At 64.6% G+C, this 19,337-nt stretch carries 19 protein-coding genes and 1 tRNA gene; 19 read left to right on the top strand and 1 reads right to left on the bottom strand.

Translation table 11 applies throughout. The annotated features are described in order from the left end of the window. Positions 1 to 223: 223 nt before the first annotated feature. From accD to ACDH77_RS12980, 7 genes are all read left to right on the top strand, one after another. Positions 224 to 1,111 carry an acetyl-CoA carboxylase, carboxyltransferase subunit beta gene (accD, locus tag ACDH77_RS13010; RefSeq protein ID WP_008570957.1) on the top strand — a complete coding sequence of 296 codons (888 nt, stop codon included), beginning with the start codon at positions 224 to 226 and terminating at the stop codon, positions 1,109 to 1,111. Beyond that, a complete protein-coding gene (gene glmM, locus ACDH77_RS13005; RefSeq protein WP_011347948.1) occupies positions 1,108 to 2,457 on the top strand; it encodes a phosphoglucosamine mutase in 1,350 nt (449 codons plus the stop codon). The genes accD and glmM overlap by 4 nt, the downstream gene beginning before the upstream one ends. 122 nt (positions 2,458 to 2,579) lie before the next feature. Continuing rightward, positions 2,580 to 3,518 (top strand): isopenicillin N synthase family dioxygenase, encoded by a 939-nt coding sequence (locus ACDH77_RS13000; protein ID WP_011347947.1) that lies wholly within the window; start codon positions 2,580 to 2,582, stop codon positions 3,516 to 3,518. Positions 3,519 to 3,706: 188 nt separating this feature from the next. Beyond that, positions 3,707 to 4,390 carry a methylamine utilization protein gene (locus ACDH77_RS12995; RefSeq protein ID WP_011347946.1) on the top strand — a complete coding sequence of 228 codons (684 nt, stop codon included), beginning with the start codon at positions 3,707 to 3,709 and terminating at the stop codon, positions 4,388 to 4,390. Beyond that, the gene (locus ACDH77_RS12990; protein WP_372353491.1) at positions 4,387 to 6,753 is read left to right on the top strand and encodes a putative bifunctional diguanylate cyclase/phosphodiesterase; all 2,367 of its coding nucleotides are present in this window, start codon (positions 4,387 to 4,389) and stop codon (positions 6,751 to 6,753) included. The genes ACDH77_RS12995 and ACDH77_RS12990 overlap by 4 nt, the downstream gene beginning before the upstream one ends. Then, positions 6,750 to 7,622 (top strand): DUF3034 family protein, encoded by an 873-nt coding sequence (locus tag ACDH77_RS12985; RefSeq protein ID WP_029819751.1) that lies wholly within the window; start codon positions 6,750 to 6,752, stop codon positions 7,620 to 7,622. Before ACDH77_RS12990 ends, ACDH77_RS12985 begins: the two co-directional genes overlap by 4 nt. Beyond that, positions 7,622 to 8,050, top strand: a complete 429-nt coding sequence (locus ACDH77_RS12980; RefSeq protein ID WP_008570964.1) for a group I truncated hemoglobin — start codon at positions 7,622 to 7,624, stop codon at positions 8,048 to 8,050. Before ACDH77_RS12985 ends, ACDH77_RS12980 begins: the two co-directional genes overlap by 1 nt. Positions 8,051 to 8,254: 204 nt before the next feature. Here ACDH77_RS12980 and ACDH77_RS12975 read toward each other — a convergent pair whose 3' ends face one another. Further along, positions 8,255 to 9,055, bottom strand: a complete 801-nt coding sequence (locus ACDH77_RS12975) for an SDR family NAD(P)-dependent oxidoreductase (protein WP_008570965.1) — start codon at positions 9,053 to 9,055, stop codon at positions 8,255 to 8,257. A gap of 112 nt (positions 9,056 to 9,167) precedes the next feature. Here ACDH77_RS12975 and tpiA point away from each other — a divergent pair, with 112 nt between their 5' ends. The 12 genes from tpiA to nuoI all read left to right on the top strand — a co-directional run bounded on the left by tpiA (position 9,168) and on the right by nuoI (position 19,334). Beyond that, a complete protein-coding gene (gene tpiA / locus ACDH77_RS12970) occupies positions 9,168 to 9,923 on the top strand; it encodes a triose-phosphate isomerase (protein ID WP_031423330.1) in 756 nt (251 codons plus the stop codon). Between the two features lie 33 nt (positions 9,924 to 9,956). Beyond that, positions 9,957 to 10,430, top strand: a complete 474-nt coding sequence (gene secG, locus ACDH77_RS12965; RefSeq protein ID WP_014090525.1) for a preprotein translocase subunit SecG — start codon at positions 9,957 to 9,959, stop codon at positions 10,428 to 10,430. Positions 10,431 to 10,479: 49 nt separating this feature from the next. After that, a tRNA-Leu gene (locus tag ACDH77_RS12960) sits at positions 10,480 to 10,564 on the top strand. Positions 10,565 to 10,666: 102 nt separating this feature from the next. Beyond that, the gene (locus tag ACDH77_RS12955) at positions 10,667 to 11,023 is read left to right on the top strand and encodes an NADH-quinone oxidoreductase subunit A (protein ID WP_003485539.1); all 357 of its coding nucleotides are present in this window, start codon (positions 10,667 to 10,669) and stop codon (positions 11,021 to 11,023) included. After that, the gene (locus ACDH77_RS12950; protein WP_005914280.1) at positions 11,014 to 11,568 is read left to right on the top strand and encodes a NuoB/complex I 20 kDa subunit family protein; all 555 of its coding nucleotides are present in this window, start codon (positions 11,014 to 11,016) and stop codon (positions 11,566 to 11,568) included. The genes ACDH77_RS12955 and ACDH77_RS12950 overlap by 10 nt, the downstream gene beginning before the upstream one ends. A 36-nt stretch (positions 11,569 to 11,604) precedes the next feature. After that, positions 11,605 to 12,357, top strand: coding sequence for an NADH-quinone oxidoreductase subunit C (locus ACDH77_RS12945; protein ID WP_011347939.1), 753 nt, complete (start codon positions 11,605 to 11,607; stop codon positions 12,355 to 12,357). Beyond that, complete coding sequence (locus tag ACDH77_RS12940) at positions 12,354 to 13,661, top strand: NADH-quinone oxidoreductase subunit D (RefSeq protein WP_008570969.1); 1,308 nt, start codon at positions 12,354 to 12,356, stop codon at positions 13,659 to 13,661. The genes ACDH77_RS12945 and ACDH77_RS12940 overlap by 4 nt, the downstream gene beginning before the upstream one ends. After that, positions 13,658 to 14,185: an NADH-quinone oxidoreductase subunit NuoE gene (nuoE, locus tag ACDH77_RS12935; protein ID WP_003485548.1), complete on the top strand. Its 528-nt coding sequence runs from the start codon at positions 13,658 to 13,660 to the stop codon at positions 14,183 to 14,185. Before ACDH77_RS12940 ends, nuoE begins: the two co-directional genes overlap by 4 nt. Positions 14,186 to 14,188: 3 nt before the next feature. Continuing rightward, a complete protein-coding gene (gene nuoF / locus ACDH77_RS12930) occupies positions 14,189 to 15,523 on the top strand; it encodes an NADH-quinone oxidoreductase subunit NuoF (protein ID WP_003485551.1) in 1,335 nt (444 codons plus the stop codon). Continuing rightward, entirely contained in the window at positions 15,520 to 17,754 is a 2,235-nt protein-coding gene (gene nuoG / locus ACDH77_RS12925; protein ID WP_372353490.1) for an NADH-quinone oxidoreductase subunit NuoG, read from the top strand. The genes nuoF and nuoG overlap by 4 nt, the downstream gene beginning before the upstream one ends. After that, positions 17,751 to 18,842: an NADH-quinone oxidoreductase subunit NuoH gene (nuoH, locus tag ACDH77_RS12920; protein WP_008570972.1), complete on the top strand. Its 1,092-nt coding sequence runs from the start codon at positions 17,751 to 17,753 to the stop codon at positions 18,840 to 18,842. The genes nuoG and nuoH overlap by 4 nt, the downstream gene beginning before the upstream one ends. A gap of 3 nt (positions 18,843 to 18,845) precedes the next feature. Then, positions 18,846 to 19,334, top strand: coding sequence for an NADH-quinone oxidoreductase subunit NuoI (nuoI, locus tag ACDH77_RS12915; RefSeq protein WP_003485557.1), 489 nt, complete (start codon positions 18,846 to 18,848; stop codon positions 19,332 to 19,334). Positions 19,335 to 19,337 lie beyond the last annotated feature (3 nt).

Genomic DNA, 19,337 nt, shown 5'->3' with positions numbered 1-19,337 from the left:
CAGCGCTAGGGAGTGGGGCGAGGGGGCGGGCGCAGCCACGTGCAGCCAATCCATTGCGCCGCATCGCGCCATCCTGCGCAGAGACATCACGCCGCCCAAGACCGCAAGTCTCTGCGCCAGATCCCGCATTCATGACCCCGGCTACCTTGGCATTCCCACGGCGCGTTAGACTGTCGCCCCTCTGCGGCCCGCCAGGCCGCCCTGCATGGATTGTCATACACGCATGAGCTGGCTCAGCAAATTGATGCCCTCCGGCATCCGCACCGAAAACACCCCGGCCAAGAAGCGCAGTGTCCCCGAGGGCCTGTGGGAAAAGTGCAGCAATTGCGGGAGCGCGCTGTACGGCCCGGAACTCGAAGAAAACCTCGAGGTGTGCCCGAAATGCGATCACCACATGGCCATCCGCGCCCGCGCGCGCCTGAATTCGCTGTTCGACCCGGACACCGCCACCACTGAAATCGCCGCTCAGCTCGGGCCGGTCGACGCGCTCAAGTTCAAGGACCAGAAGCGCTACGGCGAGCGCATCAAGGCCAGCCAGAAGGCCAGCGGCGAATACGACGCGCTGATCGCCATGCGCGGCACGCTCAAGGGCAATCCGCTGGTCGCCGCAGCGTTCGATTTCGCCTTCATGGGCGGCTCGATGGGATCGGTGGTCGGCGAGCGCTTTGCGCGTGCGGCCGAAGTGGCGCTGGAAGTTGGCTGCCCATTCGTGTGCTTTTCCGCCAGCGGCGGCGCACGCATGCAGGAAGGCCTGTTCTCGCTGATGCAGATGGCCAAGACCTCGGCCGCGCTCGGCCGCCTGCGCGAAGCCGGCCTGCCGTATATCTCGGTGCTCACCCATCCCACCACCGGTGGCGTGTCGGCCTCGTTCGCGATGCTCGGCGATATCAACATCGCCGAGCCGCATGCGCTGATCGGCTTTGCCGGCCCGCGCGTGATCGAACAGACCGTGCGCGAAACGCTGCCGGAAGGTTTCCAGCGCTCGGAGTTCCTGCTCGACCACGGCGCCATCGACCAGATCTGCGACCGCCGCCAGCTGCGCGACCGCATCGCCGAGCTCACCGCGATGATGATGCGGCAGCCGCATCCGCAAGACGCCGACGCCGCATGAGCGCACGCAAGTATTTCGGCACCGACGGCATCCGCGGCCGGGTCGGGCAGGGTGTGATCTCGGCCGACTTCGTGCTGCGCCTGGGCAATGCGCTTGGCCGTGTACTGACCCAGGGCCGCAGCAAGCGGCCATTGGTGCTGATCGGCAAGGACACCCGCATTTCCGGCTACATGTTCGAAGCGGCGCTGGAAGCAGGCCTGGTTGCCGCCGGAGCCGACGTGCAGCTGATCGGGCCGATGCCGACCCCGGCCATCGCCTTTTTGACCAGCACGCTGCGCGCCGATGCGGGGGTGGTGATCAGTGCCTCGCACAATCCGCATTACGACAACGGCATCAAGTTCTTCTCCGCCGAAGGCGAGAAGCTCGACGACGCCACCGAAGCGGCGATCGAAGCGGCGTTGGACGAGCCGTTCCACACGGTGGAATCGGAGCGATTGGGCAAGGCCATTCGCACCCGTGACGCGATCGGCCGCTATATCGAATTCTGCAAGGCCAGCGTGGCGCGCGGTTTCACCCTGCACGGGCTGAAGATGGTGCTGGATTGCGCGCATGGCGCCACTTATCACATCGCACCCATGCTGTTCCGCGAGCTGGGCGCCGAGGTGGTGGTCATCGGCGCCGCGCCGGACGGGCTCAACATCAACGCCGGCGTGGGCTCGACCCATATCGACAATCTCGCAGCCAAGGTGCGCGAGTGCGGGGCGCATCTGGGCATCGCCTTCGATGGCGACGGCGACCGCGTGCTGATGGCCGACGACCAGGGCAACCCGGTCGATGGCGACGATCTGCTGTATGTGCTGGCCCGCTCGTGGCAGGCCAGCGGCCGGCTGACGGGTACCGTGGTCGGCACCTTGATGACCAATTACGGTCTGGAACAGGCATTGGCTGCACTGCACATCCCATTCCAGCGCGCCAAGGTCGGCGACCGCTACGTGCATCAGGCCCTGGTCGAAGGCGGCGGCACGTTGGGCGGCGAAACGTCCGGTCACCTGTTGTGCCTGGACCGTGCCAGCACTGGCGATGGCATCGTCAGTGCGCTGCAGGTGCTCGAAGCGCTGGGCCGCGATGGGCAGAGCCTGCGCGAGGCGCTGGCCAGCCTGAGCAAGGTGCCGCAGAAGACCGTCAACGTGCGCCTGGATGGCGGCACCGCCAAGGCCATTGTGGAAGCGGTCAACGTGCAGCAGGCATTGCAGCAGGCGCAGGCCGCCGTGCAAGGGCGCGGCCGCGCGTTCCTGCGCCCGTCGGGCACCGAACCGGTGGTACGGGTGACCGTGGAGGCTGACGACGCCGGCCTGATGCAGGACACGCTCGACCGGCTCTCGGGTGCAGTGCGTGACGCGGCGTGAGTCGATCGTCATTGGCGTGTGCGTGGTCATCGCCAAGGCCGCCACGTTTTACCTGTTGTATCGCCTGCTGATCTGATCAGCAGGTTTCTCTGGACCTTTCGACCTTGACTGCAGACATCCGTATGAGCGCGCGCATCCCCACGCTGGACATCACCCGTTTCGACACCGATCGCGACGCCTTCGTCGCCGAGCTCGGAGCGGCTTATCGGCAGTGGGGTTTTGCCGGCATCCGCAACCACGGCATCGCCCAGGCCGACATCGACGCCGCCTACGACGTGTTCAAGGCGTTCTTCGCGTTGCCCGAAGCGACCAAGCGCCGTTATCACGTGGAAGGCAGCGGTGGCGCGCGCGGCTACACCGCGTTCGGCGTGGAAACCGCCAAGGATTCCAAGCACTTCGACCTGAAGGAGTTCTGGCACATCGGCCGCGAGATTCCGGACGATTCGCCGTACCGCGCAGTGATGCCGCCGAACCTGTGGCCCAGCGAAGTGCCGGGCTTCCGCGAGCGCGGCTACCAGCTGTACCAGCAGCTCGATCAACTGGGTTCGCGCGTGCTGTCGGCGCTGGCGCTGCATATCGGCCTGCCGCAGGACTACTTCGTCGACAAGACCAACAACGGCAATTCGATCCTGCGGCCGATCCATTACCCGCCGATCACCAGCGACGACATTCCCAACGTGCGTGCCGGTGCGCATGGCGATATCAATTTCATCACCTTGCTGGTGGGTGCCAGTGCCGCCGGCCTGGAAGTGCGTTCCCACGATGGCGAGTGGGTGCCGTTCACTGCCGACGCCGACACCATCGTGGTCAACATCGGCGACATGCTGCAGCGCCTGACCAACCATGTATATCCGTCCACCATCCACCGCGTGGTCAATCCGCCCGGAGAGCAGGCGCGCCAGCCGCGCTATTCGGTGCCGTTCTTCCTGCATCCCAATCCGGATTTCCTCATCGACGTGCTGCCCTCGTGCATCAGCGCCGACAATCCCAGCCGTTATCCGGAGCCGATCACGGCGCATGGCTTCCTGGAAGAGCGTCTGCGCGAGATCAAGCTGAAGTGATCTGCGCCTGCGCAACAGCCGCGCTCGCAACACCACCGGTGACCGGTGCCGCACTTCTGTTCAGAAGATTCCGCTCGCGTCTGGTTAAAGTTTGCGTTCACTCGGGCCGATAACCGAGGCTAATCGCTAGCGCGACGTCGGACTCGCCTGGCGCCCGCTGCCGATTGCACAGGGCTGGGGGCGTGCGCATGCGATGGATCAAATGGCTGGGTGTCGTGTCGGTGCTGGCGGCCTGTGCCGGCGCAGGATCGGTGTCGGCGACAGCGGTCAATGTGACCGTCGCCGATGCCGGCGGCGTGCTGGTCGATGCGGTCGTGAGCCTGGAGCCGGCGCGGCCGGCTCCGCCAGCCGCGGCCAAGACTGCGGAGATGGATCAGGTCAATTCGCAGTTCGTGCCTGCCGTGCTCGCAGTGCGCACCGGCACCCTGGTGCGCTTTCCGAACAACGATCAGATTCGCCACCAGGTGTATTCGTTCTCTCCGGCCAAGCGCTTCGAGCTGCCGCTGTTTCAAGGCACCACCGCAACGCCGGTGCGTTTCGACCAGGCGGGTCTGGTCACCATCGGCTGCAACATCCACGATTGGATGCTGGGGTACATCGTGGTGCTGGACACGCCGTATTTCGGCAAGACCGGCAGCGATGGCCGCGCCCAGCTGGAGGCGCCTGCGGGCAATTACACGCTGCGGGTCTGGCACCCGCGCATCAAGGGCGCGGCCAGCAGCGAGCCGTTGGTGATCGCACGCGAACCAGTACAGCGCCGCGTGACCCTGCAGACCACCGGCGCCGCGCCGGCCGTGGCGCCACCGGATGCGCGCGTGCGCGCCCTGCAGGACAAGTTCCGTAACGCCGACCCGAAGAAGCCGCGCCCATGAGGTCGATGCGCCTGCATACCCGCATCGCGGCCTTGCTCGTGCTGGTCGTGCTTGCCACCCAGGCGCTGACCTTCCTTGCCGTTCAGGTGGCGACCGAGCGCAGCGTCAAGGCGCAACTTGGCGAAGAGCTGGAGATCGGGCAGCGGGTCTGGCAACGCATCAACGTGCGCCGCGACGAACAGCTGCTGCAGTCGGCGTCGGTGCTGGCCGACGATTTCGGGTTTCGTGCGGCCGTTGCAAGCGGCGATGTGCCGACCATGCAGTCGGCCTTGCGTAACCACGCCGCGCGCATGTCGGCGCAAACCGCGCTCTTGCTGTCGCCCGATGGCCAATTCTTGACCGGCCTGGCCGACGTGCCGCAGGCCGAACAATTGCGTGCGGTGCAGGCCTTGCTGCAGCAAGCGCAGCGCGATGGACGCGCGGTCGGTGTGGTGGCGCTGAATCAGCACATCGTGCGGTTGGCGGTGGTGCAGGTGCTGGCGCCGAACCGGGTCGGCTGGATTGGGATCGGCAACGAATCCGGCGATGGCCTGGCGCAGGATTTCCGCACCACCACCGGGCTGGATGCGACCTTCTTTACCGATGGCCCGCCGGTGCGCGTGCTGGCCTCCACCCTGGAGCCCTCGGCGCGCGCCCAATTCGCGCAGCAGCTGCCCCTGGCCGAGAAGGTGCAGGCTGCATCGATCCCGCTGACGCTGGATGAGTCGCGTTATCTGGTCAGGCTGCAATCGATCCAGGGCGACAGCCAGGTGCGGGTGGCCTTGCAGGCATCGCTGGATGGCGCCGTGGCGCCGTACCGCATCCTCAAGCTGCGGATCCTGCTGCTGGCAGGCTTGGCCACGGTCGCTGCACTGGGCGTGGCGATTTTTCTTGCGCGCAGCGTGAGCAAACCCGTGGCGCAACTGGTGCAGGCCGCACGGCGCATTCAGCGCGGCGATTACCGCACCGCCGTGCAGGTGCCGCCGGGCCGCGAACTCGCCGAACTGGCCGACAGTTTCGGGCGCATGCAGCACCAGATCGCCAGCCGCGAACAGCACATCCTGCATCAGGCCCGCCATGACGCCCTGACCGGGTTGCCTAACCGGATCTGGTTGCTGGAACGCTTGAAGGACGTGGTGGATCAGACCGTGGCATCCGGTGGCACCGCCGCGGTGCTGATCCTGGATCTGGAGCGCTTCAAGGAACTCAACGACAGCCTGGGCCACGACTTCGCCGACCAGGTATTGGTGGAAGCCGGGCGTCGGTTGGTGGAGGTCGTGCAGGAGCCCAACCTGGTGGGCCGGCTGGGAAGCGATGAATTCATGGTGGTGGTGGCGCAAGCCGATGCGGCCAGCGTGCAGCAGGATGCGCAGCGCCTGCTGCTGCAGTTGCGCCGCCCGCTGGTGTTGCCGCAGGCGCGCATCCAGCTCGAAGCCAGCATCGGCATCGCCTTGATTCCCGAGCACGGCGCCGACCCGGACACCTTGTTGCGCCGGGCCGACATTGCACGGCGGCAGGTCGGTACGACGGCCGCCTTCGGCGCCAGCGTCTACCGCATGGGCCAGGACGAACAGCATTTGCGGCGTTTGCGCCTCACCGGCGATCTGCGTCAGGCCATCGGCGCCAACGAACTCACCTTGCGCTTCCAGCCCAAGATTTGTCTGCGCACCGATCATGTCGAACAGGTCGAAGTGCTGGTGCGCTGGCATCACCCGGTGCTAGGGCCGATCGGCCCGGACGAATTCATCCCGCTTGCCGAGCACTCCGGCGTGATCCATCCGCTCACCCGCTTCGTGCTGGACCAAGCGCTGCGCTGCCAGGCGCAATGGCGCAAGCAGGGGTTGGAACTGGGCATGGCCATCAACCTGTCCGCACTGGATCTGTCCGATCCCGGATTGCCCGACTTCGTCCGCGGCTGCCTGGAGCATCATGCTGTGCCAGCGCAGTCGGTCACACTGGAATTGACCGAAAGTGCCCTGATGCGCGATGTCGAATTCGCGCTGCACATGCTGCATCAGTTGCGCAGTGTCGGCGTGCGCCTGTCCATCGACGACTTCGGTACCGGCTATTCCTCGTTGGCACAACTCAAGCGCATGCCGGTGAACGAATTGAAGATCGACAAGAGTTTCGTCATGCAGTTGGCCGAAGGCACCGACGATGCCTTCATCGTCCGCAGCACGATCGATCTGGGGCACAACCTAGGGCTGAGTGTGATTGCCGAAGGCGTCGAGAACACCGCGGCCCTCGCGTTGCTGCGCGGCTACGGCTGCGACATGGTGCAGGGCTATCTGTATTCGCCACCGCTGGAAGAAGCGCCGCTGGTGGCCTGGTGCATGCGCCAACTCGGCATCACCACGCCAGCGCATGCAGGAGTGCAGCGATGAGCGGGCATCTGCGTGTTGCGCTTGTTGCTGCTGCGGTGGCCGGCGTGTTCGCGCCGCTGCATGCCCTGGCCGGTGACGGGCGCCTGCTCGCCACCGGCGGCGTGTCGATGATCGAAGGCAGTAGCGGCGGCGGCATCGTGCCGTGGGCCACGTTGTCCGGGTACGGCACGCGCGACGAGCTTGGCACCGTCGCGTTCGCAACCCATGTCGACAGCGGCGATTACCGTCTCGACGTGCAGGGCGCCGCGCTCACGGTCGGCAATCGGCTGGAACTGTCGCTTGCCCGCCAGCGCCTGGATCTGGGCACCTTGCAGGACCGGCTCGGCTTGCCATGGAATGCGCTTGGCCAGGACGTGTTCGGTGCCAAGGTGCGCGTGGCCGGCGACCTTGTGTACGGACATGCGCCACAAGTCAGCCTGGGCGTGCAGTACAAACGCCTGCGCAACGGCACCTTGCCGTTGGCGATCGGTGCGCGTGACGATCACGGCACCGACATCTATGTCAGCACAAGCCGCCTGTTGCTGCAGGGCGCTGCTGGATATCAGCTGCTGCTCAACGGCACCTTGCGCGCTACCCGCGCCAACCAGGCAGGCTTGCTCGGCTTCGGCGGCGATCGCCGCAACAGCTATCGCCTGGTTCCGGAGGTCAGCGCCGCCGTCGTGCTGTCGCCGTCCTGGGCAGTGGGTGTGGAATATCGCGACAAACCCAATAACCTCGGCTTTGCGCGCGAGCAAGCGTGGGCAGATGCATTCGTTGCCTGGTTCCCGAGCAAGCATGTCTCGTTGACCGCTGCATTCGCCGATCTTGGCGACATCGCCACGCTTGCCGATCAGCGCGGCCCTTATCTCTCCTTGCAGGTGGCGTTCTGATGAACCGATGGCTGCGCTGGTCGCTGCTCTGCGTGCTGGGCCTGACGAGCGCCTGCGCCAGCACGCAATCGCGGCAGACGCTGTACGACGAACTCGGCGGGCAGGCCGGCATCGAAGCGCTGGTGGAAACCATGCTCTCGCGCATCGCCGACGATCCACGCATCGTCGATAAATTCGCGCGCGTCAATATCGTCATGCTCAACGAGCGCCTGGTGCAGAAGTTCTGCCATGTCGCCGACGGCCCATGCCCGGACACCGCCAAATCGATGCAGCAGGCGCACGCGCACCTGGCCATCCGCGAAGGCGACTTCAATGCCCTGGTCGAGGATCTGAACTGGGCCATGGATCAGCGCAAGATTCCGCGTCGCACGCAAAACCGCCTGCTGGCGCGTCTGGCGGCCATGCACGGCGAGATCGTCAATCACTGAAGCAAGCGGGTGGTTTAGCGTTGGCGGGAAGGTGCGTGAGCTGATGCCGACTTGCGCTGGCATGCGCGTGCATCCAAATCATCTGACGCTCGATACATGCGCTTGCGTGGTCGTCGCAAGCCCTCCGGTCGCCCGGGTCGAAGGCGGGCACGAAGCGCTGCCGAGCACAGGCGATATGGCCCGCACACGCAGCCTGCCGATGCATCATTCCAGCGGCCGCACCCGATGCGAGCCGCGCGCCATCAGGCGTAGGGCAAACGCATGCGGCAACAGCCGCAGTGCTGCGTTGACCAGCCGATAGCGCCAGCCCGGTACCGCCAGCACCTGGCCGCGCTCCAGTGCGGCGATTCCATATTCGGCCACTGCATCGGCCTGCAGCCAGGCCCAGGCGGGCAGGGTGGACATCGCCTCGCGGGTGCCGGTCACGTCGTGGAATTCGGACCAGGCAAAGCCCGGACACAGCGCGCAGACCTTGACCGCGCAATCGGCGTTTTCCAGCGCCAGCGATTCGCTGAAGCGCAGCATGAAGCTCTTGCTGGCCGCATACAGGGTCTGCCCATCGGCGCTGGGCGTCAGTGCGGCGAACGAGGCCACGTTGAGAATGCGGCCCTGGCCGCTGGCACGTATCATCGGCAGCAGTCGCCAGGTCAGTTCGCACACCGCGCCCACCATCACCTGCAGGAAGCGCGCATGCGTGGCCCAGTCGTGATGCAGGTAGCGGCCCGGCACGCCGTAACCGGCGTTGTTGACCAGCGTGCCCACGGTCCAGCCGTTGCGCTGGATCTGCGTTGCCAGCGCCTCGGCCGCGGCAGGGTCGGCCAGATCGGCCGGCAGCACTTCCACCCGAACCGTGCTGCGCAATTCCTCGGCCAATGCCTGCAGCCGGTCCACCCGTCGTGCGGTCAGGATCAACGGCACGCCGCGCCTGGCGTATGCGCGCGCAATCTCGCGGCCAATGCCGCTGGAGGCGCCGGTGATCAAGGCGAAGACAGGCGAAACGGACATGGCAGGTTCCTGTAAGGGGAGGGGAAGGACATCTGGCGGACAGAAGTGTGCCGGTTGCTGCCAGCCCTTGGGCTATTCTGTCGCCTGTCTTCAACTCAGGAACCTGCGCCTGATGCGTCGAAAGATCGTTGCCGGAAATTGGAAGCTGCATGGCAGCCGCGCCTTCGCCACCGAACTGGTGGCCAAGGTGGCCGCGCACATGCCCCTGGAGGGTGTCGAAGTCGTCATCCTGCCGCCACTGCCTTACCTCGGCGACCTGATCGAGGATTTCGAGGCCCATCACCTGTCGTTCGGAGCCCAGGACGTCAGCAGTAATGAGAAGGGCGCCTACACCGGCGAGGTCTCGGCCTCCATGCTGGTCGATGTCGGTGCCGGCTACGGGCTGGTCGGCCACTCCGAGCGCCGCCAGTATCACCATGAGAGCAGCGAGCTGGTGGCACGCAAGTTTGCCGCCGCCATCCATGCTGGACTGATTCCAGTGCTGTGCGTGGGCGAATCGCTGGAACAGCGTGAAGCCGGTCAGACCGAGGCAATCCTACGTGCCCAGCTCGACCCGGTCCTGGCGCTGGTCGGCAGCGCCGGTTTCGCAGGCTCGGTGCTGGCCTACGAACCGATCTGGGCCATTGGCACCGGCCGCACTGCGACCCCGGAGCAGGCCCAGGCCGTACACGCCTTCCTGCGTGGCGAAGTCGCGAAGGCGGATGCTAGAATCGCCGATTCGCTGCCCATCCTGTACGGGGGCAGTGTCAAGCCCGACAACGCCGGCGAGCTGTTCGCGCAGCCTGACGTCGATGGCGGGCTAGTCGGAGGCGCGTCACTGGTCGCCGAAGATTTCCTGGCCATCGCACGCGCGGCGGCCGCGTGCTAACCCATTAAGTTTTGTCCGGGGACGGATTTCGAAATGCTGATGTTGATCCTCAATGTGGTCTACGTGCTGGTCGCCCTGGCGATGATTGCGCTGATCCTGATGCAGCGTGGCGCAGGTGCGGCGGCCGGCTCCGGCTTCGGCGCCGGCGCGTCCGGCACCGTGTTCGGTTCGCAGGGTGCGTCGAACTTCCTGTCCAAGTCGACCAAGTGGCTGGCGGTGGTGTTCTTCAGCATCAGCCTGTTCATGGCGTGGTACGCCACGCACGGCGCACGTCCTACGGATCAGAACCTGGGTGTGATGTCGCAGTCGGCAACCCCGGCTCCGGCCGCCGCCGGCGAGCTCACCCAGCCGTTGCCGCAGGCCCCGGCCGCAGGTGCGGTGCCGACCGCTCCGTCGCAGCCGGCTCCGGCCGCCGCCCCGGCAGTGGCGCCTGCGCAGTCCGCACCGGCGCAGCCGGCGCCTGCAGCAAGCGAAGAAAACGCTTCAGAACCAGCACAAAAACGCTGAAGCCGGTTACAATACGCTGCGCACTGGGATGCCCAGCGGCGCAACGTATGCCCAGGTGGCGGAATTGGTAGACGCACTACCTTGAGGTGGTAGCGACTTAGGTCGTAGGGGTTCGAGTCCCCTCTTGGGCACCATTGTTTGGCTGCAGTTCCTGCGCATCGCTTGTCGCGCGCGGGGTCTGCCTATACCCCATGCCGGCACGCGGCGCGTGCGGGCAGAGGCAAGAGAGAATCGCTGTGCTGGCCGAATATTTGCCGAGTCTGCTGTTTCTGATCGTCGCCACCGGTATCGGCATCGTGCTGATGTTGGTCGGTCGATTCCTCGGTCCGCGTAGCCCGGACCCGCGCAAGCTCTCGCCTTACGAGTGCGGCTTCGAAGCCTTCGAAGACGCGCGCATGAAGTTCGATGTGCGCTACTACCTGATCGCGATCCAGTTCATCGTGTTCGATCTGGAAATCATCTTCATCGTGCCGTGGACGCAGGTGTTCATGGAGATCGGCGCACGTTCGCTGGTCACCATGGGGCTGTTCGTCGGCATGTTGTTCCTCGGCTTTATCTACGTGTGGAAGAAGGGAGCGCTGGAATGGGAGTGATTCAGACCCTGGATAGTCTGATGACCAACCCGATGCCGGAAGGCCGGGTGGAAGACATCCTGCGCCCGGAAGGCGAAAACCCGTTGCTCGAAAAGGGCTACGTGACCACCAGCGTCGATGCGCTGCTCAACTGGGCGCGTACCGGCTCGATGTGGCCGATGACCTTCGGTCTGGCGTGCTGCGCCGTCGAGATGATGCACGCGGGCGCCTCGCGCCTGGATCTGGACCGCTACGGCGTGGTGTTCCGCCCGTCGCCGCGTCAGTCCGACGTGATGATCGTGGCCGGTACCCTGGTCAACAAGATGGCCCCGGCGCTGCGCAAGGTCTACGACCAGATGCCCGATCCGAAGTGGGTCATCTCGATGGGCAGCTGCGCCAACGGCGGCGGCTACTATCACTATTCGTATTCGGTGGTGCGCGGTTGCGACCGCATCGTGCCGGTGGACATCTACGTCCCGGGCTGCCCGCCGACCGCCGAGGCGCTGGTCTACGGCATCTTGCAGCTGCAGAAGAAGATCTGGCGTACCCAGACGATCGCGCGCTGACACCCGTCTTCTTCTACCGAGAGCAGCCAAGCCCCCATGGCAGAGCAAGCATCCTCCTTCACTGACCGACTTGCGGCACGTTTCGCCGGTGCGCAGATTGCCGTGGCATTGCCGCGCGGCGAAGTGACGCTGGAAGTCGCGGCCGCCGATTGGCACGCCACCTGTCTTGCACTGCGTGACGAGCTCGGTTTCGAACAGCTCAGCGACCTGTGTGGCGTCGATTACCTGGGCTACGGCAGCGACGAGTGGGATACCGCCGACGTGTCGTCGCAGGGCTTCAGTCGCGGCGTCGAAGGCAAGGCCGTCGGCCGTTTCGCCTGGGGCGAGTTCCCCAGCCAGGAAAGCTCTGCCGGCGCGCAGCCGCAGCAGCTGCCCAAGCAACGTTTTGCGGTGGTCGCACAGCTGATTTCCTACCAGCACAACCAGCGTCTGCGCGTGCGTTGCTACGCACCGGACGAGCAGGTGCCGGTGGTGGCGTCGTTGACCGATATCTGGCCGGGCGTGAACTGGTTCGAGCGCGAGGCGTTCGACCTGTTCGGCATCGTGTTCGATGGGCACCCGGACCTGCGCCGCATCCTGACCGACTACGGATTCGTCGGCCACCCGTTCCGCAAGGACTTTCCGCTGATCGGCAACGTCGAAGTGCGTTACGACGAGGAGCGCAAGCGCGTGGTGTACGAGCCGGTGACCTCGGTCGAGCCGCGCGTCGGCGTGCCGCGCGTCATTCGCGACGATGCCCGTTATGAGACTGCCGCTGGTGAAGTGGGCAAGTCGGAGACTGCCAAGTGAGTGAGTTCCGCCAGGCAACCGATGCCTTCGCGAGCAATCCTGTCGAAAGCAAGCAGGAAATCCGCAATTACACGATGAACTTCGGCCCGCAGCATCCTGCGGCGCACGGCGTGTTGCGCCTGATCCTGGAAATGGATGGCGAGACCGTGGTGCGTGCTGATCCGCATATCGGCCTGCTGCACCGTGGCACCGAGAAGCTGGCCGAGTCCAAGCCGTTCAACCAGTCGGTTCCGTACATGGATCGTCTGGATTACGTCTCGATGATGTGCAACGAGCACGCCTATGTGCGCGCGATCGAATCCCTGATGGGGATCGAAGCACCCGAGCGTGCGCAGTACATCCGCACCATGTTCGACGAGATCACCCGCATCAAGAACCATTTGATGTGGGTCGGTTCCAATGCGCTCGATCTGGGTGCGATGGCGGTGATGCTGTATGCATTCCGCGAGCGCGAAGAACTGATGGACGTCTACGAGGCGGTCAGTGGCGCGCGCATGCACGCGGCCTACTACCGTCCCGGCGGCGTCTACCGCGATCTACCCGATCGCATGCCGCAGTACAAGGAGTCGCGTTGGCACAAGGGCGGGGCGCTGAAGAAGCGCAATGCCGGTCGCGAAGGCACCATGCTGGACTTCCTCGAGGAGTTCACCAATACCTTCCCGGCACGCGTGGACGAGTACGAGACCCTGCTGACCGATAACCGCATCTGGAAGCAGCGTACCGTCGACGTCGGCATCATCAGCCCGGATCTGGCACGCGCCTGGGGTATGACCGGTCCGATGTTGCGTGGCTCGGGCATCGAGTGGGATCTGCGCAAGAAGCAGCCCTACGCCAAGTACGACGCGGTGGATTTCGATATCCCGGTCGGCACCAACGGCGACTGCTATGACCGCTACCTGGTGCGCGTGGCCGAGATGCGCGAATCCAACCGCATCATCAAACAGTGCGTGAAGTGGCTGAAGGCCAACCCAGGCCCGGTCATGGTCACCAATTTCAAGGTCGCTCCGCCCAGCCGCGAAGGCATGAAGGACGACATGGAAGCACTGATCCATCACTTCAAGCTGTTCAGTGAAGGCTATTGCGTGCCGGCCGGCGAAACCTATAGCGCGGTGGAAGCACCCAAGGGCGAGTTCGGTTGCTACTTGATGTCCGACGGCGCCAACAAGCCGTTCCGCGTGCATCTGCGCGCGCCGGGTTTTGCGCATCTGTCGTCGATGGACGCGGTGGTGCGTGGCTATTTGTTGGCCGACGTCGTGGCGATGATCGGTACTTACGATTTAGTTTTCGGTGAGGTTGACCGATGAAGGCGACGGGTAATTTCGAAGCGGCGCGCGACGTCGATCCGCAGGTGGTGCTGAGCGACAAGACGCGCGCCCACATCGATCACTGGCTGACCAAGTTCCCGCCGGACCGCAAGCGTTCGGCGGTGCTGCAGGGTCTGCACGCCGCGCAGGAGCAGAACCAGGGCTGGCTGACCGACGAATTGATCGTGGGCGTAGCCAAGTACCTGGAGCTGCCGCCGGTATGGGCTTATGAGGTCGCCAGCTTCTACTCGATGTTCGAGACCGAGCGCGTCGGCCGCCATAACGTGGCGTTCTGCACCAATATCAGCTGCTGGCTCAATGGCGCCGAGGATCTGCTGGCCCACGCGGAAAAGAAGCTGGGTTGCAAGCTGGGGCAGTCGACGGCCGATGGTCGCGTCTACCTCAAGCGCGAAGAAGAGTGCCTGGCTGCCTGCTCCGCGGCGCCGATGATGGTCATCAATGGCCACTATCACGAGCATCTGACGAAAGAAAAGGTCGACGCGCTGCTGGACGGGCTGGAGTAAGACATGGCACATCATCACGCACCCTCAGGCCCGGTCGGTCCGGCGCCGCAGCCGCATCAGGTCGTCTACACGACCCTGCACTACGACACTCCGTGGTCGTATGAGAGCTATCTGAAAACCGGTGGCTACGCCGCGCTGCGCAAGATCCTCGAAGAGAAGATCCCGCCGGCCGATGTCATCGAAATGGTCAAGGCGTCGAACCTGCGCGGCCGTGGTGGTGCGGGCTTTCCGACCGGGTTGAAATGGTCGTTCATGCCCAAGGGCACGATGCAGAAGTACATCCTGTGCAATTCGGACGAATCCGAGCCGGGCACCTGCAAAGACCGCGACATCCTGCGCTACAACCCGCATTCGGTGGTGGAGGGCATGGCGATCGCCTGCTACGCCACCGGCTCGACGGTGGGCTACAACTACCTGCGTGGCGAATTCCACCACGAGCCGTTCGAAAACTTCGAGCTGGCGCTGGCCGATGCCTACGCCAACGGTTGGTTGGGCAAGAACATTCTCGGCAGCGGCGTGGATATCGACATCTACGGTGCGCTGGGCGCTGGCGCGTACATCTGCGGCGAAGAAACCGCATTGATGGAATCGCTGGAAGGCAAGAAGGGCCAGCCGCGCTACAAGCCGCCGTTCCCCGCGAATTTCGGCCTGTACGGCAAGCCGACCACCATCAACAACACCGAGACCTATGCGTCGGTGCCGGCGATCATTCGCAACGGCCCGGAGTGGTTCCTCGGTTTGAGCAAGACCAAGAACGGCGGCCCGAAGATCTTCTCGGTGTCCGGTTGCGTGCAGAAGGGCGGCAATTTCGAGGTGCCGCTCGGCACCACCTTCGACGAACTGCTGGAAATGGCCGGCGGACTGCGCCCGGGTCGCAAGCTCAAGGGCGTGGTGCCTGGCGGCGTGTCGATGCCGGTGCTGAAGGCCGACCAGGTGGCTGGCCTGCAGATGGACTACGACACCTTGCGTGCGCTCGGCACCGGTCTGGGTTCGGGTGCCATCGTGGTGCTGGACGACAGCGTCTGCTGCGTGCGTTTCGCCTGCCGCATCTCGCAGTTCTTTCACAAGGAATCCTGCGGCCAGTGCACCCCGTGCCGCGAGGGCACCGGCTGGATGCATCGCGTGCTGGAGCGCATCGTCGCCGGCAAGGCCACGATGGAAGACCTGCATCAGCTGCGCACCGTCGCTGGCCAGATCGAAGGCCATACCATCTGTGCGTTCGGCGAAGCGGCGGCATGGCCGATTCAAGGCTTCCTGCGCCAGTTCTGGGACGAGTTCGAGTACTACATTGTCAACGGTCGTTCGATCGTCGATACGCAAGTCGGAGTGGCTGCATGAGCGCCCAACCAGTGAACCCGAACGTGCCACCGGACCATGTGACCGTCGAGATCGACGGCCAGAGTCTGGTCGTGCCGAAGGGCTCGATGATCATCCAGGCGGCCGACAAGGCCGGCATCCCGATTCCGCGCTTCTGCTACCACGAGAAGCTGCCGATCGCGGCCAACTGCCGCATGTGCCTGGTCGATGTCGAAAAGTCGCCCAAGCCGTCGCCTGCCTGCGCCACGCCGGTGATGGATGGCATGAAGGTCACCACGCGTAGCGAAAAGGCTTTGAAGTACCAGCGCAGCGTGATGGAATTCCTGCTGATCAACCACCCGCTGGACTGCCCGATCTGCGATCAGGGCGGCGAGTGCGAACTGCAGGACGTCTCGTTGGGCTACGGCCGTTCGGTCAGCCGGTTCAACGAGCGCAAGCGGGTGGTGCCGGACGAGGACATCGGTCCGCTGGTCGCCACCGAGATGACCCGCTGCATCCAGTGCACCCGTTGCGTGCGTTTCACCGCTGATATTGCCGGCACCTACGAGCTGGGTGGCATGTATCGCGGCGAGAACCTGCAGATCGGCACCTACGACGGCAAGCCGCTGACCACCGAGATTTCCGGCAACGTCATCGACGTCTGCCCGGTGGGCGCGCTGACCAACAAGGTGTTCCAGTTCCGCGCGCGTCCGTGGGAACTGATGGCGCGCGAATCGCTGGGTTACCACGATGCGATGGGTTCGAACCTGTTCCTGCACGTGCGTCGTGGCGAAGTGCTGCGCACCGTGCCGCGTGAGAACGAGGCAGTCAACGAATGCTGGCTCTCCGACCGCGACCGTTATTCGCATCAGGGCCTGTATGCCGAAGACCGTGCGGTCAAGCCGCTGAAGAAGGTTAACGGGCAGTGGACTGAAGTGAGCTGGGCCGAAGGTCTGGCCGCCGCCACGCAGATCCTGCGCGAAAACGCCGGCGATCAGCTCGGCGTGTTGGTGCATCCGTCCACGTCCAACGAAGAAGGCGCATTGCTCGCGCGTCTGGCCGAAGGTCTGGGCAGCGGCAACCTGGACCACCGTTTGCTCAACCGTGATTTCTCCGACGCTGCGGTAGCCGAAGCGTTTGCCACGCCGCTGGCGGAGATCGAACAGGCTGACGTGGTGGTGTTGTTCGGCACCAATGTGCGGCATGAGCTGCCGTTGCTGCACGCACGTCTGCGCAAGGCGCATATCCAGAACCGTACGCAGATTCACTCGGTCAACCCGGTCGACTTCGATTTCGCCTTCACCCAGGCCAGCCGCACCGTGGTGGCGCCGTCGCAGTTGGCGGGTGCACTGAGCGATGCGACGCTGCGCGATGCGGTCAAGGCTGCAAGCCGCGCCGTGATCGTGGTCGGTGCGTTGGCCGAAAATCATCCGCAGGCTGCCGCGTTGCGTGCCGCCGCACGCGACTTCGCTGCCGCAACCGGCGCATCGTTGTGCCGCATCCCGCAAGGCGCCAATGCCGTGGGTCTGGTGGCGCAGGGCGTGCTGCCGACCGCGCGCGATGTCGCCGCCATGCTGGCCCAGCCGCGTCAGGCGTACGTGCTGTACGGCATCGAGCCAGGCCTGGATTTTGCCGACGCCGCCGCTGCACGCAGCGCGCTGGCAGGCGCCAAGGTGGTTGCCTTCAGCCAGTTCGCCTGTGCGTCGACGCGCGATGTGGCCGATGTGATTCTGCCGATCGGTGCGTTGCCGGAAATCGATGCATCGCTGACCAATCTCGATGGCCGCGTGCAGACTGCACGTGCTGCTGGCCGCCTACCGGTCGAAGCGCGCGAGGGCTGGCGCGTGCTGCGTGCACTTGGCGGTGAACTGGGTCTGCCCGGTTTCGAATTCATCGACCTGATCGGCCTGCGCGCCGGCATGCAGAACCGCAACGTGACGCCAACGGCGTCGGCGCAGCCAGCGGCCGCCAGCAACGGGCTGGAAGTCGCTGCAACTGCGGCGATCTACCGCACCGATGCGGTGGTGCGTCGGGCCGCTGCGCTGCAGTCGCATCCGCTCAACATCGCGCCGTGCGTGGCGATGCATCCGGAGCAGGCGACGCAGTTGCAGGTCCAGGCTGGTCAGATGGTCAAGGTCGGTACCGATGCCGGTAAGGCAACGTTGCCGGTGGTGCTGGACAAGCGCGTCGCACCGGGCACGGTGTGGATCGAATCCGGCCATGGCGCAACCGCGCCGCTCGGTGCCGGTCGTGTAACGGTGGTGGCTGCATGAACGAATTGTTGTTGAACCTGGTCGACCCGTTGCACCAGTGGTTCCTGGGGCTGGGCGATGGCGGCGTGGTGCTGTGGTCAGTATTGAAGATCCTGCTGATCGCCGTGCCGGTGATCGTGGCGGTGGCCTTCTACGTGGTCTGGGAGCGCAAGCTGATCGGCTGGATGCACGTGCGCCATGGGCCCATGTACGTGGGTATGGGCATCTTCCAGGCCTTCGCCGACGTCTTCAAACTCCTGTTCAAGGAAATCGTGCAGCCAACCAGCTCGCACAAGGCGATGTTCGTCATCGCACCGCTGCTGACACTGGCGCCGGCTTTTGCCGCATGGTCGGTAGTGCCATTCGATGCGAAGCTGGTGTTGTCCAATGCCAACGTCGGCCTGCTGTATCTGCTGGCGATGACCTCGCTGGGCGTGTACGGCATCATCCTGGCCGGCTGGGCATCGAACTCGAAATACGCCTTCCTGGGCGCGATGCGTTCGGCCGCGCAGGTGGTCAGCTACGAAATCGCGATGGGCTTTGCGTTGGTCGGTGTGATGATTGCCTCCGGCAGCGTCAACCTGAGCCAGATCGTGTTCGCGCAGGCCGGCAACTCCGGTTTCTTCGACTGGTTCCTGATTCCGCTGTTCCCGTTGTTCATCGTGTACTGGGTTTCTGGCGTCGCCGAAACCAACCGCGCGCCGTTCGACGTGGTGGAAGGCGAATCGGAAATCGTCGCCGGTCACATGGTGGAATATTCCGGCGGTGCGTTCGCCCTGTTCTTCCTGGCCGAATACGCCAACATGATCCTGGTCAGCTTCCTGATCTCGATCTTCTTCCTCGGCGGTTGGTTGAGCCCGATTCAGGGCTGGGTCAATGCGGACGTTTCGCCGTGGATCGACTGGTTGTGGAAGGGCGGCTGGCCGTGGCTGCTGATGAAGGTGTTCTTCTTCGCCAGCGCCTATATCTGGTTCCGCGCCAGCTTCCCGCGTTACCGCTACGACCAGATCATGCGTCTGGGCTGGAAGGTCTTCATTCCGCTCACGATCGTGTGGATTGCAGTGACGGCGTTGATGGTGTTTTACGGCGTGATCCAGAAGGGCGTGTAATTGATGAACAAGATCACCCATTACTTCAAGAGCTTGCTGCTGCTCGAGCTGCTCGGCGGCTTGTGGCTGACGTTGAAATACACGTTCAAGCCCAAGTACACCGTGCTGTATCCGATGGAGAAGTTCCCGCAGTCGCCGCGCTTTCGCGGCCTGCATGCGCTGCGCCGTTATCCCAACGGCGAAGAGCGTTGCATCGCCTGCAAGCTGTGCGAAGCGGTGTGCCCGGCGCTGGCGATCACCATCGACTCGGCCAAGCGCGAAGACGGCACCCGCCGCACCACGCGCTACGACATCGACCTGTTCAAGTGCATCTTCTGCGGCTTCTGCGAAGAAAGCTGCCCGGTGGACTCGATCGTCGAAACGCACATCCTCGAGTACCACTTCGAGAAGCGTGGCGAAAACATTGTCAACAAGCCGCAGCTGCTGGCGATCGGAGACCGGTTAGAGACCGAGATCGCCGAGCGTCGCGCTGCCGATGCCGCCTTCCGTTGAGGT

It is taken from the genome of Xanthomonas axonopodis pv. maculifoliigardeniae, assembly GCF_041519315.1.
Lineage (GTDB): Bacteria > Pseudomonadota > Gammaproteobacteria > Xanthomonadales > Xanthomonadaceae > Xanthomonas > Xanthomonas euvesicatoria.
The sequence above is the reverse complement of the archived record's forward strand: the minus strand, read 5'-3'. Positions and strand labels throughout refer to the sequence as shown.